Genomic DNA, 14,164 nt, shown 5'->3' with positions numbered 1-14,164 from the left:
TAACACCAAAATAAAATTTGGAATTGTAAACCACTAATCATTATTGCTTGATTTTATCCGGTGTTTGCTTGCGGACTATTTGAAGCTTAACATTTAGATGATGGGAGAGAATAATGGACTGTAACACTGCTTTTGTCTTCTCACTTTTTGTGCTATGTTCTTCTTTTCGTTATCAAGCTATTGAAAACACTGTGAAAATGCTTTTTGTGTTTCTCAAATATTGTTTTCTACAGAAACTACTAATCTCTGCAGAATGTGACAGCAGAGAGTCTAGAAGTCATTATTGGACAATAATTCTTTGGGAGTTAGATATGCCAGAATTTTTATCATGAATAAAGTAAACCCCCTTAGACAGTTGAACAGTAATTTTGTTCTGTCCATCGGAAATGTTGATTTCTTCTACAATTCGGCCTAAACTGTTGGTAATTATAAGAGAATTAGGGGCCAATCCGTTTGTTGCGATCGTAAAGACTCCGTTACTAGGATTAGGGTAAATATTAAAATTATAATCCTCCGAAGCTAAGCCTAAGCTAGATTGATGGATAACTCCAATTGCACTCAAATCAAATCCCCCAGAAGAAAAGGGAGTAGGGTAGGGATCGTTAATTTTATTGCCGTAGGAATCATTCGTGCCATAAGCGTCTATTGCTCCTACAACGTCAATAATTTTGACATGGGTAATGGCATTAACATTTAAGCCTGCACTATCTTTTAACTCTTCAAGATCAAAAGGAGTTCCCCATCCAGCGCGGTATTTTCCTGCTAAATTGTATAAGTGAGTAGGATCTAAATATCCAAATCCTCCTATTGATGTGTTGGTTTGTGTCTCTGAATGAGAAGGGAATCTTACATAATTGATGCCATCTGAACTCACCTCAACGTGTGCTAATTCCAGATAGTTATCATCAAATCCATTTTCGAAAACAGCAAAGTCAAATCCATTTCCATTTGTGATGGGGAAGGGGAAAGTTACAAGCGCAACACCACTGTCACCTAAAGAAACGGTGTTTGTTGTAATGGTGGTTGCAGGGCCAACAGCATCTACAGGACTTCCAAAGCTAGCCCTGTTAGAGCCAACTTGATATAAAGTAGTGTCGCTAATATCAAGAAAGCCCCTTTGAATTTCTACATTACTTGCCCAGTTCACAATACTTGGATCGTCATAGGGAATGGCTGTAGATCCTGGTTGACCTGCAGCCGGAGCATAGGATTGACCAAATGTAAAAGCGGAAACAGTGCTAATTAAAATAAAAATATACTTATTCATAATGTAAAATTGAATTGGGGTTTAAACCGACTTGAATGCTTTTTGTCTGATTCCCGAACTGATTAAAAAAACGTAAATATCCTGTGTTTGTAAAGCTCATAGCGTCTAAACAAATAATTTGGTTCTCCTTAAAAGCTTCCACACCATATAGAGTGGTGATTTCTTGATTGTCTATAAAGCTGGGATCGATCAAGGATTGGGTTGAACAATCAAAAATAGAAACCTCTGACGAAGCGGTGTTATGGTTGAAATAACTAAGGTACATTAGATTGCCTCTTTTTGAAAGAGTAGAAACAGGAATCCCTAAATTGCTAACGGTTTGGTCCATGGTATTGATACGAATTAATTCTGATGGATCGCTGGAATAGTTACCTCTTTTTACTACATAAACATTGTTGAAATCGTCTGATATCATATCACCTGGGTTTGCTCCAACAACAAAAGTATCAACAACACTCATAGAATTCAGGTCAATTTCAAAAACCGTGGTATCCACATTTTGGAAGTCTAGTCCTCCAGAATTTGCAACGTAAAGTGATTGATTTTGAATACACAGTCCTTCGGGGTTTCTACCAACCTTAATTCTTTGTTGTATTTTTAATGCAGTTGTATCAATTACACTAACATATCCATCAAAGCTTGAAACAAAAACATTGCCTTCATGAAAGCTAATATTGCGCGGTTCCTGTGACTGATTATTGTAATTAAATTGAATTTGTTTTATGCTTTGCAAGGTCTTTCTGTCGAGCACTTCAAGTGTGCTGGAACCAGTTACAGCAATATAGATTTTACCACCGTAGGCAATCATGTCATTTCCTGTATCGCCCAAAGGACGGCTGTTTTTGTTTAAGAAAACCTCGTGTTTTGCCTCGTTAGTGGCCAAGTTAACCCAAGATAAGGAGCTGTTGTTGTGCTGAAACAAGCCTTCATTCAATACCAAAATTCCATTTTCTAGTGAATTGGCCATGGGGATATCTTCTACTGTTTCCTTTTTACAAGAGACCAAAAAGAGTAATGTAATTAGAAAGTATTTAATTGAATTCATAGCTTAGTTTTATAAAGTAATTTCTTTCTGGCATCACATAGTACTTTATGAAATTATAAGAAACATTACCCAAGTTTTTAATCCCTGCCTGTAGTTTTAACTGTTGTTTTGATCTTATTTTTAACGAATAATTTGCTGAAAGGTCAAAGATTAAATAAGGATCCAAACGGTTGCCGGGGATGTTTTCATTTAAACTATAACGTTCACCAATATATAGGCTTGAAAAATTAAGTCCAATCTTTTTATATCGCACTCTAGCGATTGCATTTCCAGTTAATGCTGGCGTGTAAGCAATTTGGTCTCGGTAGGTTGGTCCGTTTTCGTCACTTATGTCAAGCGCTTGTTGATAGCTCGCTCCAGTTTGAAGTTGTAAAGCCCAGTCTTTATTGAGTGCTATGTTTACATTTAAATGAAGGTCTCCTCCAACGATGTCAACTTTACCTATGTTTTGAATTGACCAAACAAACAAGTTTTGGGTGGGAAGTGCGATTATTTTATTACTGACTAGGTTTTTAAAAATATTCCCTTGAATTGAAAGTTCTACTCTCTTGAATGACTTGACGTAGCGTGTACCCCAATTAATTTGAGATGATTCTTCAGGTGTCAACGAAGTGTTACCCAATTGAGAATAATATAATTCGTTAAATGAGGGCGCTCTGGATGATGGTTTGTACCAAATAAAAAACTGAAGTTGTTTAAAAAGTTCGTCAGATGTATACAAAGCCAATTGAGGGTGAACCTTGTTGTAATTTTTCCTGTGCTCCTGTATCTTATTTTGATCGATAAATGTTTGATTAAACGCACTAGCTTCAATACTAAAGTACTTTGCTTGATACCGGGTTTTTAACATTGAAATATTGGTTTCTCTGCTGGGTTCGCCTAAATTTCTTGTACTTTTAAGTGCATCGTAAGTAAAATCATTTCCTGCGTGAAAAGTAAAGTTATTCCATTTATATCTCAAGTGAAAACCTCCTGAGAATGAGTTGGTGGTATATTGATTGTCTAAATAACCAGCAGAATTCAGATAGGTAGGGTCGTTATAGTGTGTAAAGCGATGCGCATATTGTGCGAAAGCTTTCACCGCTAATGTTTGGTTGAACAAAGAATAATTGAAGCCGAGATTAGTGTTTTCTGTTTTTAGTGTTTCTTGTGCCATGTTATTGTATAAAATAACAGCGCCAGGAAGCTCTTGGTCGATCGCAATTCTTTTCCCAGAAAATTTTAATTGGTGACTGGTTTTTCTTTTGCGCCACTTTACCCCAGCTCCTAAAGAAATATTGTATTCGTCTAAAGCATTATTTCTTCGGTGCACTTTCTTTGTTTCATTTCCGAACTTCAACTCGTAGGGGTAATCTCCGTCATAGCTTCTATAGCCACCCGCTAAGCTCACAAAATTACGCTTACCTCCTTTTTTTAATCCAAGAAAACCCTCTTTTTGACCAAAACTCCCCAGAGTTAAGCTGCTTCGAATAGATAGTTTGTGCGGAGAGAATTGCTGGTCAAAGGTTTTAATTTGTACCGCGCTTCCTTTTACCAGACCAGAAATAGGAACTAGTTGTCCAGAATTCTGTTGGTTAAGTGCAACTTCCTCCACGTTGTTGAGTTGGATATTGGCTAAATTGGTTTGACCATTTTGTGGGTCGCTCATTGGTAACCCATCAATCATTAATTGTGAGTGTTCACCTCCTAAACCCCGATGTGAAAGTGTTTTCATTCCACCAATTCCACCATAACTTTTTATCGTTATTCCGTTGATGTACTGCAATAGACTGCCTAAATCGTTTGGGGCTAGCTGCTCAATTTGTTTTTGGTTTAAAGAAGTATGTTCCTCAATTTTTAAGTGATTGCCTCTAATGATTACCTCATTAAAAACAGTAGTATCTTTTTGACCAAACAAGAAATAAGGCATAAATAGAAGGCAACATGTTGAAACAACAGCTGAAAACCCACTATTTATGCCTTGCGTATACATGTTACCTAACAATCAGTTTTCTTGTACCAAATGTTGATGCAGTGGAAACTTTTACTAAATAAATACCAGGGGTTAAGTCAGAAATGTCTATCGTTGAAACATTGAAGTTGTTAAACTCTTTTACGATTGAACCATTTGAATTGAAAATTTTGTAATCACCAGTCACTCCTTCAACGTTTAAAGTTGATTCTGCAGGATTTGGATACATTGCAAAGTCTGCTCTTTCGTAGGTGTCTACACCAACTGTACTTTCATAAACAAAGTTGTCCATTGCGAAGTACTGAGGTGTGTTAACTCCGATTCCTCCAACATCAGAAGAGCTAAAAGAAAAAGTTAGGAAGTTTGTGTTGGTAAATCCTGAAAGGTCAACAGTCTCCCAAGTATCGACGATATAGTCATCGTTATTGTCTGGAAAGCGGTAGTCAGCCAAATAGAAATCTATAGAATCTGTTTTGTTACCTGCAGCATCATGGTTGAAAATTGTAACATAGAAAAAATCCTCACCATTTGTACCATCAGGATCTCCATTTGCGTCATTTGCTGAACCAAATTGTTTACCATAAGCATCACCATCCTTCATTGAAAAATAAGCATAAGCATTATTTGTTAAATTAACACTTACAAGATTGTTATCATTTCCTGGGAGGTAAAGTGTGTCAGCGTTGTAGTATACAGCGTAGTTTTCTGAACCGTTGCTTCCGCTTCCTGGAATAGCGCTGTATTGGTTAATATACCCTGGGGTAGTATTGTCAGTAATATTGGAGTAGGAAAAACCAGTCCAAGAGCCCCAAGCTGTTACGTATTCGTTACCAAAAGTTACACCACCACTAACAAACTCGCCTGCTTCGTCATCTCCGTTGTAAAAAGATTCTGCTGGAAGTGTTAAATCTTCAAAGTCTACTGTAGTTTGCGCATTTAGAGTTGTTGCAGCAAGAAGCGCGCTTGCTAGAAAATAAATTTTCTTCATTTTTAAAGATTAAATAATTAATAAAATGAAGACGTCAATTGAGGCAAAAGCCCGCAAATAAAAGAAATATCAAAACTGTATGTTCATTTTTGCACAGTCTATATGATAAGTCCGACTTTATTCTGAAGTCTCCTTAAACGCATTTTAGACAAGTCTTCTGACTTACTTTTTATTCTTTTCCACCTTCCCAACCGTCGAGAGACAAGTCAGTGGTGTTTTGGAAAAGAACTTATAAAGCTAACAGCTGCAGATACAGTTCTTGATTTTCACAAGATTCCTTAACGTATGATTTTCAACATACAATTCTAAAATGTAATGCAAAGTTAGATTGATTTTCGGATAAAACAAGTTCTGATTTAAGAAGAAATAAAAGTCCGCACAACAAAACTGCTGTGCGGACGCTAATTTTCCATTATCAAGAGCTTGACTTTACTCGAGAAGAATAACTCTACATGAGTCTGTATCTAGTGTGATAATCTCTCTCCAAAGTTCTAACCCTTCTTCGTCTGTAACTGAGTAATAAAAAGGTTCAGAATTAGATTCTTTAAGCTCTGTACTAAATTTTATTGATCCTGCACTCCCACATTCTGGTGCTTCCTCCCAAAAAACATCTGTTTTTGAAGTTCCAAAAGGCTCTCCGTTTAAAAGGTAAGTTAGCTTATTAATTTCGGCAGCCTGCAATGCAATAGAAACACTTTCTTTAAACCAGAAAACGGCATCTACGGTATAAACACAAGATAAATCACTTGTTTTTGCTTCAGCATCATAATTGTCAGCCACAGGGTTTGTGCACCCTTCTTTTTTACAGCTTGTCAGTAACATTGCACCGGCTACGAATAGGCCAAGAGAGAGTAGTTTTATTGTTTTCATAGAGTTTTTATATTTGAAATTATCCGTTTCGTTTAGTTGAATTACTTTTCAATGAAGTACTTCTGTTTTTTTATAACTCCGTAAATATCCATATTTTTTTTGTTTTATGAAATTATTTAGAGATGATATCTGTTTTTATTCCTACTCGTTTGAATTTAATGCAAATGAAATGATTGGAATTTTGTCAGATCTCGACTAAAAGGGCACGGTTGTGCTTTGACAATAATGTTGAGTTTGAAATCGGTTTTATGTGATACAAACCTTAGAACTTTAAACCAAAGTCCTAGCAACAAAAAAACACCCGAATTTTCGAGGTAAATTTTGATATTTTTTTCAAAAGTTACCAGGTCTTCCGGCACATAGAACAAAAAGCTTATTCCTTTTCATTTTGACATAAACAAAGCGTTGTTTTGCTTGTAGCACTTGTTTTTTAACGAATAATAGCAAAGCTAAATCAATTTTCATCCTATTTTTACGCACTTAAAAGCGTCACTTTATCCTTATTTATAACAATGAACATGAATAATTTATTGACTTTCGGTAAGTACTTTACCTTGATTTTCTTTGCTTTTTTTGTTGCAGTAGCTTGCGAGGGAGAGCAGAAGAAAGACTTTGCAATTGTAAAGGGCATTCAAGATATTGATACTCTAGAAAACGAATTTGCTAAAGCTTTTCAAATAATTCAGCACCGAGCATTCATAGAAATCAATATTATTGATCCCGACACAGATGTCGTACTTAATTCTTACAAGGTTTCAAAAACAGAGGAAAGTGAAGCCGATTTCTTCCCAAAGAATATGGATCGTGTTGTCGCGCTATCCGCAACTCAGGTAGGAATGCTCCGAAAGCTTAGCCTTGGAGACAAGATTGCTGGAGTATCAAAATACGATTACTTATGTAATCCAGTAAGTAAAGCTGTAGTCACGGAGGTAGGCGATATAGGAATGTCGGATGCGGAGGCCTTCGTAGCAGTAAATCCAGATATTATTCTTTATTCAGGTTTTAATGATGATGCACCAATTCTAAACAAACTGGCTCAGGCAAACTTAAAGACTTTTAAAATATTTGAGTGGAAAGAAACTCACCCTATGGGAAGGGCAGAGTGGATTTTGGTGTATGGTGCACTTTTCCAAAAGGAGAAAGAAGCAAAAGCAATTTTCGAAGAGATAAAAGCTAAGTATTACGCCATCACAGATAAACTAAAATTAGCCGATAAGGGACCTAGCGTTTTTGCAGGAACTTACTTTGGAGATGCATTTAATGTTCCTGCAGGTGAGAGTTTTATGGCCCAATTTTTCAAAGATGCAAATATCAATTATGTGTATAGCAGAACAAAAGGAACAGCTAGCTTAACTTTAAGTTTGGAAGATGTAATAACCAATAATCAAGAAACAGAATTTTGGTTAAATGCTGGTGCTTCATCAAAAGAAGAACTGCTAAAGCAAAGTCAAAAATTTGGAATGCTTAAAGCGGTAAAGACAGGAAAGCTATTTAGCTATTTCAACAATACCAATTGTTTTTGGGAAAACTCACCTATCGAACCACATAAAGTCTTAGAGGATTTAGGTAAAATATTTCATCCAGATCTTTTCGAAGACAAAGAATTAACCTTTTACGAGCTTTTACCTTAATGTCCTTTAGCGTATACTAAAAATAGTACACGCAAATGGGCCTATTTTAAATTCCGCTTGATACCTTTGCCAAACATGGATGTTGTGAATAAGAAATATTGGAGAACAAGTGGATTGTTGTTTCTGCTGCTCTTGGCTTTGGTGATTTTTGACCTTACTTTGGGTAGTTTTTCCATAGGTTTTAACGATATTTTTAATGGTATCTTTAACTATGACTCATCCTCCACAGCAGAGCTAACCGTTCGGGTATTTCGTTTTCCTAGAGTGCTCACTGCAATAATGTCTGGTGCAGCACTTTCCATTGCTGGTTTGTTGATGCAAACATTGTTTCAAAACCCCTTGGCAGGGCCCTATGTTCTCGGAATTAACTCAGGTTCTTCCCTCCTGGTAGCCATAAGTACAATGTCTACCTTTTCATTTTTTGGAAGTGACCTAGGATTGATTGCTGCTGCAGTGATTGGGGCGTCGGGCGCTGGGGTTTTTATTCTATTTTGCTCCATTTACGTAAAAAATAAAGTATCGCTTTTGTTGGTAGGAATCATGTTTGGAAGTTTCGCTGGAGCTTTGGTGAGTTTAATTCAAGCGTACGCAGATCCAAATAACCTCAAATCTTTTATGCTTTGGAGTTTTGGTTCATTACAAGGAGTTGAATTTAATCAATTGGGTATTTTGTCACTTGTTGTAATCATAGGAGCACTGCTTTCTTTAGCATTAGTGAAGCCATTGAATTTACTTTTACTTGGAGACAAAAGTGCATCCTTATTGGGGGTTAACGTTAAAACAATACGATTTTTAATTATTGTGGCTACGGCTATTCTAACGGGGGTGGTTACAGCTTTTTGTGGACCAATTGCGTTTGTTGGACTCGTTGTTCCTAACATGGTAAAAATGATTTATAAAACGACGAATCATTATCATTTGTTGATTGGGAGTTTGCTGGGAGGCGCACTTCTTATAGTAATTTGTGACATCACCATGCAACTGCTTTTACCTTACGTTAATTTGCCATTAAATGCATTAACAGCCTTAGTAGGAGCACCAGTTGTGATGTGGATAATAATGAAGAAGTTCTAATGTTAGTATTCAAAAATCTACATATCGGGTTCAGTAAGATAAAGCACAAAAAAGAAAGCTTGCTCTTTTCATCAGATGAGCTGCTATTTAATCCTGGAGAATTTGTAGCGGTTATTGGACCTAACGGATCAGGGAAAACCACCTTGTTCAACACTATTTTAGGTGAGCAAGAACCCTTGTCAGGTGCAATATCAATTGATCGTCAAAATTGGAAAGACCTTTCAAGAATGGACAAAGCAAAGCATTTAAGTTTTGTTCCATCAAAGTTCGGAGGAGTGGAGCACTTAACTGTTTACAACCTTGTTGCAATGGGAAGAGCACCCTATACCAACATGTTAAATAAACTAACTGAGAAAGATCAAGCGGTGGTGAAAAAAGTACTGAATCAATTAGGCTTGTCAGATTTTACGAATAAAAACACGGTGACCTTAAGTGACGGAGAACGCCAAATTGCAATGATAGGAAAAGCCTTGGCACAGGAAGCCAAAATTATGATACTCGACGAGCCCACAGCCTTTTTAGATTACAACAACCGAAGAAAGGTGTTACAATTATTAAAGGATATTGCAGTGAAAAATAACCAGCTTATTTTCATATCATCACACGATTTAGAGTTGTGCTTCGAATATTGTAGCAGAGTGATCGCTATAGACGCAGAATCTCAAATGCTTTTAGATTTTAAAACACCTTTTAACAAAGAAGAAATAGTTAAAAAAGTCTTCAAATAAAACCTGTTCTATTTGCTGTTGTTGAACTGTTATTCCTTCGGCGTGTCACGTTTCTCCCGCGAGATTGTCTCGTGGTTTGCATCGGGTTTGTATCTTAACGGAATACTCTTTTTATCTCAGCAGACTCTTCAAATCTCCGCTCATCTTTGCATGCAATAACGCTACCGCGAGATTATCGTGGTTTCAAAAATACTATCCTCTTTATAACGTTTACTCACAATATTCATAATATCTTTGCATTCGAAATTTAAGCTCAATAAGATGAAATACAATTTAAGTGAGATAACAGAGTTAATAAAAGACAGAAGGACCATCTACCCTGAGTTTTTTAGCGATAGAAAAGTACACAGAGAGCAGGTTGAGTTGTTAATGAATAATGCGATTTGGGCACCTTCCCACGGATTAACTCAGCCTTGGAGGTTTAAAGTTTTTATGGAAGAAGGCAAGACGCGTTTGGGCGAATTCATGCGCGACTTATATATCGATAAGGTTCCCTCGAAGGAAGTAAATGAAGTAAAATTGGCCCGTATGACCAACAGACCGGCAAAAGCATCTGCAGTAATCGCTATTTGTATGGAAAGACAAGCATCAGAAAAAATTCCAGAAATAGAAGAAATCGCCGCCGTTGCCTGTGCCGTCCAGAATATACACCTTACTTGTACCGCATACGGACTAGGAGGTTTCTGGGCAACTCCAAAATTGGTATATACCAATGAAATGAAAGAGTTTTTAGATATTGGTCCAAAAGACCTTTGTTTAGGCCTTTTTTATGTTGGGTATCCAGGAGAAGAATGGCCAAAAGGTCAGCGTAAACCAATAGAATATGTAACCGAATGGATTCAAAAGTAGAAAATATTATAGATTTAGGATTGGTGAATTATGTTCGCCATCCTTCAAATCCCAACTATGTCGTTTTTCGTTTTGCTGATAAAAAAAGAGCTGATGATTTTGAGCAAACTTTAAAAGCCAATAAAATTTGGTTTGAAAAGGGTCAAGAGGATACCCGTGGAAAAAATTATTTTCTTTTTGGAATTCATAACCGTGACCATTCAAAAGTGGAGAAGATTAATTTTCAAGTGGAAGGAAGAAACAGAAACTTCATTATAGGCAATAAAATTTTACGTTGGTCGTTAGTCTTATTCGGTTTGGGTGTTATGACTCTGGCTACAGTCGGGTATTGTTCACGACCAGATTTAATAGGAGAAAAGACAGAATTACATCAAATTAAAGAATGAATTTAAAAAGCCTACTTTTTTTACTTTTAGTGCTAATTTTTTTCAGTACAGAATTATTAGCTCAAAAATACAGGAATAAAGCAGAAAATTATTTCGGAATTCAAGTGAAGCCATTAATTCCAATTGGTCTGGTCGGTGATAAAGCATTTGATATAAAAGAAGACGGATTCGAAACAACAATAGCTCCATTGATGGGATATTCTTATGGTGGAGTTGTGAGAATTGGGTTAACAGAACTTCTAGCTATTGAAACAGGAATTAATTACACGCGACGAAATTATAAAGCCAGCTATGCCGTTGCAGATTCTAATGTTTATGCAGAAGATGAATTAGGTTATGTTAGTTTTGATATCCCACTAGATTTTCTTGTCTACGTTAAATTAGGAAAACAGATGTTTATGAACGTTAGTATTGGTGGATCAGGAAATTTTAATGCATCTAATATTCGCTCACTAATTAATCCAGAAGGCAAACACCTATTCATTTTTGAAGGCCGTAGACTAGGGTTTTTCGATTTTAATGCAAATGCAAATGTTGGATTCGAATACCGAACCCAAGACAATGGAACTATCTATCTTGGACTTTCTGGTCGTGTGCCTTTCTCACCAACTTTGTCCATTGCAACAGAATATCGACACGGAACCAATAAAACAATCTCATACGGAACAGTTGAAGGATCCACTTTCTCCTTAAACTTAAAGTATTTCTTCCACAATCAAAAAACTAAAAAAGGAATCCAATTCGAAGGTGGTCCTATTGAACAATAAGTTTTAAAATTATTTTATTCTTTTTGCTATTCGCTACCCCGTTATTTGTTAGTATCTAGAAAGTTACCGCACTGTGCCGCTAACGTGACCTTGTAGCTCGTGGTACCCCAACCATTCTATTAGATTCTGCGTTATTGATTTAAATAACAAATGGACCAAATGAAATTTCTAATCATATTCATGGCCTTGCTGCTTATAAATCCAAGCCTAAAGTCACAAACTTCAAAGAATAAACCTGAGAATTTTTTCGGAATTCAAGTAAGGACTATACTTCCTAACAGATTAGTTGGCGATCAAGCTTTTGTTTTAAATGAAAATGAGTTCGAATCTACAATTACTCCTTTAGTAGGATATTCTTACGGCGGAATTGTTAGAATTGGTCTAACAAAGCTCTTAGCTATCGAAACTGGAATTAATTATACGCGACGAAATTATAAAGTAAATTACAATCTAAAAAGTGTTGGTCTGATTGCTAAAGATGAGGTAGGCTATGTGAGCTGTGACATCCCAATAAACATGTTGGTTTACATAAAGCTAAGCAAACATATTTATATGAATGTTGGAATTGGAATCTCAACAAATTTCAATGCTTCAAACATCAGTTCAGAAATAAATCCGCAAGGAACACATCTTTTTAAAATAGAAGGAGGAAGGTTCGATTACTTTGACTTTAACACAAACGCCGATCTTGGATTCGAGTACAGGAGTTTAAATAGTGGAACTTTTTACCTGGGAATGTCTGGCCGAATTCCTTTTTCTCCCACTTTCGAAGTTGCAGCTGCTTATAGAAATGGAACAAATAAAACAGTAACTAATGGAATAATAGATGGTTCAGCGTTTTCTTTAAATCTCAAGTATTTCTTTTAAACTACCACGAGTTTTAGCTTGTGGTATTGATCTCTAATATCTCAGAAAACATTAACCCATCTCCATCAATAGCCAAATACTTTACCTCCATCATTTTATTCTCCAAACTTTCGTCATACGGGTGTTTAACTTTAATGTAATTCTCCGTAAAACCATTGATATAACCATTATCGTTTTGACTTTCCCATAAAACGATTCCTTTTTTTCCTATCTGAGACTCATAAAATGCACGCTTTTTCTTCTCTGAAAGTATTCTAAGCATTTTACTTCTCTCTTTTCTTGTGTGCATTGGAATAACATCATCCATTTTGTTAGCCGTAGTATTGGCCCTTTCAGAATAAGTAAAAACATGCAAGTAAGAAAAGTTTAACTCGTTTAAGTAATTATAAGTTTCCATAAACGCCTCCTCCGTTTCTCCAGGAAAACCAACAATAACATCAACACCTATGCAGGCGTCAGGAGAAATCCTTTTTATTTGCTCAACTCTATTGGTGTAGGTTTCTCGTAAATACTTCCTGCGCATTTTAATAAGCAATTCATCAGATCCAGATTGTAAAGGAATATGAAAGTGGGGAACAAAATGCTTTGAATCGTTTAAGCAAAAATCAATAATTTCATTGCTCAATAAATTCGGTTCGATAGAGGAAATTCTAAAACGTTCAATTCCAGATATCTGATCCAATTCCTTTATCAGTCCGAAGAAGTCTTCTTCATTACCTTGACCAAAGTCACCAATATTCACTCCAGTGAGCACTATTTCTTTTACTTCGGTATCCGCAATTTTTTCAGCTTCAACTACCGTTTGTGTAATAGTTGCATTTCGGCTTTTTCCTCTAGCCAATGGAATAGTGCAGAAAGTACAGAAGTAATCACAGCCATCTTGTATCTTAAGGAATGACCTCGTTCTATCTCCGTACGAAAAGGAAGGTTCGAAATCTTGGACTTCTTTGATTTTGCCATATTCTATTGTAACACCCTCATTTAATTCATTTTTCTCAATGTGTTTTACGATATCAAACTTTTCATTTGCTCCTAAAACCATATTAACTCCATAAATCTCAGCAATTTTCTCAGGTTTCAACTGTGCATAGCAACCTATTATGACAACAAAACTCTCAGGATTTACTTTTTTAGCCTTCTTCACCAATTGAACACACTTTTTGTCAGCATTCTCAGTTACCGAACATGTATTCACTACAAATATATCTGGTGTGTCATCGAAATCAACTTTTGCATACCCAGCTTCCTCGAAGCTTCTAGCTATAGTACTCGTCTCTGAAAAATTTAATTTACATCCTAATGTGTAAAACGCAACCTTTTTATATTGATTCATATTTAATGTAAAATGATTTATTGTCTTTATGCAGTGATGGAATCGCCAGAGTAGAGAGAAATAACCAGCGATACTCTACAAAACAACAAAATTAAGCAAAAGAATTTAATATCGAAGAAACTTCATTTACTATCATTTCCAATCCGGAAACAATTGTTATCCATACCTTATATATAGTCTATTATTTTATTAGCACTCCTGCAAGTTTGCAAATCCCGATAGCTCCTGCGAGACGGTGTCTCGTGGTTCTAAGTTTTTTTTTAAAAAAAAAACTTTTCAATTTAAATCAAACATTTTAAGAGAGTTAAGCATTAATTTAAAAATACTTCAATAATAGTTTCCGAAAAAGCTTGGATATGGAAAAAAGCTCAGTATCTTTGCACCCCGCAAACGAGCTGGGATTTTATT

The 14,164-nt window shown here is 36.0% G+C and carries 13 protein-coding genes and 1 riboswitch; of the genes, 7 read left to right on the top strand and 6 right to left on the bottom strand.

The window, feature by feature from the left end:
• Positions 1-280: 280 nt before the first annotated feature.
• From DIT68_RS08945 to DIT68_RS08925, 5 genes are all read right to left on the bottom strand, one after another.
• Entirely contained in the window at positions 281-1,267 is a 987-nt protein-coding gene (locus DIT68_RS08945; protein WP_109359460.1) for a T9SS type A sorting domain-containing protein, read from the bottom strand.
• Positions 1,260-2,312, bottom strand: coding sequence for a YncE family protein (locus DIT68_RS08940; RefSeq protein ID WP_109359459.1), 1,053 nt, complete (start codon positions 2,310-2,312; stop codon positions 1,260-1,262). Before DIT68_RS08940 ends, DIT68_RS08945 begins: the two co-directional genes overlap by 8 nt.
• Positions 2,299-4,221: a TonB-dependent receptor gene (locus DIT68_RS08935; RefSeq protein WP_158276154.1), complete on the bottom strand. Its 1,923-nt coding sequence runs from the start codon at positions 4,219-4,221 to the stop codon at positions 2,299-2,301. Before DIT68_RS08935 ends, DIT68_RS08940 begins: the two co-directional genes overlap by 14 nt.
• Before the next feature lie 64 nt (positions 4,222-4,285).
• Positions 4,286-5,251 (bottom strand): T9SS type A sorting domain-containing protein, encoded by a 966-nt coding sequence (locus DIT68_RS08930; RefSeq protein WP_109359457.1) that lies wholly within the window; start codon positions 5,249-5,251, stop codon positions 4,286-4,288.
• A gap of 130 nt (positions 5,252-5,381) precedes the next feature.
• A riboswitch (cobalamin riboswitch) is annotated at positions 5,382-5,575 on the bottom strand.
• A 105-nt stretch (positions 5,576-5,680) separates the two neighbouring features.
• Positions 5,681-6,121: a hypothetical protein gene (locus tag DIT68_RS08925; protein WP_146194170.1), complete on the bottom strand. Its 441-nt coding sequence runs from the start codon at positions 6,119-6,121 to the stop codon at positions 5,681-5,683.
• Positions 6,122-6,639: 518 nt separating this feature from the next.
• On the opposite strand from DIT68_RS08925, the gene DIT68_RS08920 reads away from it, so the two are divergent.
• The 7 genes from DIT68_RS08920 to DIT68_RS08890 all read left to right on the top strand — a co-directional run bounded on the left by DIT68_RS08920 (position 6,640) and on the right by DIT68_RS08890 (position 12,423).
• Entirely contained in the window at positions 6,640-7,752 is a 1,113-nt protein-coding gene (locus tag DIT68_RS08920; protein ID WP_158276153.1) for an ABC transporter substrate-binding protein, read from the top strand.
• A gap of 84 nt (positions 7,753-7,836) precedes the next feature.
• A complete protein-coding gene (locus tag DIT68_RS08915) occupies positions 7,837-8,826 on the top strand; it encodes a FecCD family ABC transporter permease (protein WP_158276152.1) in 990 nt (329 codons plus the stop codon).
• Entirely contained in the window at positions 8,826-9,554 is a 729-nt protein-coding gene (locus DIT68_RS08910) for an ABC transporter ATP-binding protein (protein ID WP_109359453.1), read from the top strand. Before DIT68_RS08915 ends, DIT68_RS08910 begins: the two co-directional genes overlap by 1 nt.
• 261 nt (positions 9,555-9,815) lie before the next feature.
• Positions 9,816-10,403 (top strand): nitroreductase family protein, encoded by a 588-nt coding sequence (locus DIT68_RS08905; RefSeq protein ID WP_109359452.1) that lies wholly within the window; start codon positions 9,816-9,818, stop codon positions 10,401-10,403.
• Complete coding sequence (locus tag DIT68_RS08900) at positions 10,388-10,789, top strand: hypothetical protein (RefSeq protein ID WP_109359451.1); 402 nt, start codon at positions 10,388-10,390, stop codon at positions 10,787-10,789. The genes DIT68_RS08905 and DIT68_RS08900 overlap by 16 nt, the downstream gene beginning before the upstream one ends.
• The gene (locus tag DIT68_RS08895) at positions 10,786-11,556 is read left to right on the top strand and encodes an outer membrane beta-barrel protein (protein WP_109359450.1); all 771 of its coding nucleotides are present in this window, start codon (positions 10,786-10,788) and stop codon (positions 11,554-11,556) included. The genes DIT68_RS08900 and DIT68_RS08895 overlap by 4 nt, the downstream gene beginning before the upstream one ends.
• A gap of 159 nt (positions 11,557-11,715) precedes the next feature.
• Positions 11,716-12,423: an outer membrane beta-barrel protein gene (locus DIT68_RS08890; protein WP_158276151.1), complete on the top strand. Its 708-nt coding sequence runs from the start codon at positions 11,716-11,718 to the stop codon at positions 12,421-12,423.
• Positions 12,424-12,436: 13 nt separating this feature from the next.
• Here DIT68_RS08890 and mtaB read toward each other — a convergent pair whose 3' ends face one another.
• Positions 12,437-13,756 carry a tRNA (N(6)-L-threonylcarbamoyladenosine(37)-C(2))-methylthiotransferase MtaB gene (gene mtaB, locus DIT68_RS08885; protein WP_109359448.1) on the bottom strand — a complete coding sequence of 440 codons (1,320 nt, stop codon included), beginning with the start codon at positions 13,754-13,756 and terminating at the stop codon, positions 12,437-12,439.
• Positions 13,757-14,164 lie beyond the last annotated feature (408 nt).

It is taken from the genome of Brumimicrobium oceani, assembly GCF_003143775.1.
Taxonomy (GTDB): domain Bacteria; phylum Bacteroidota; class Bacteroidia; order Flavobacteriales_D; family Crocinitomicaceae; genus Brumimicrobium; species Brumimicrobium oceani.
Note: the sequence above shows the minus strand (reverse complement) of the source record. Positions and strands in the feature narration are given on the sequence as shown.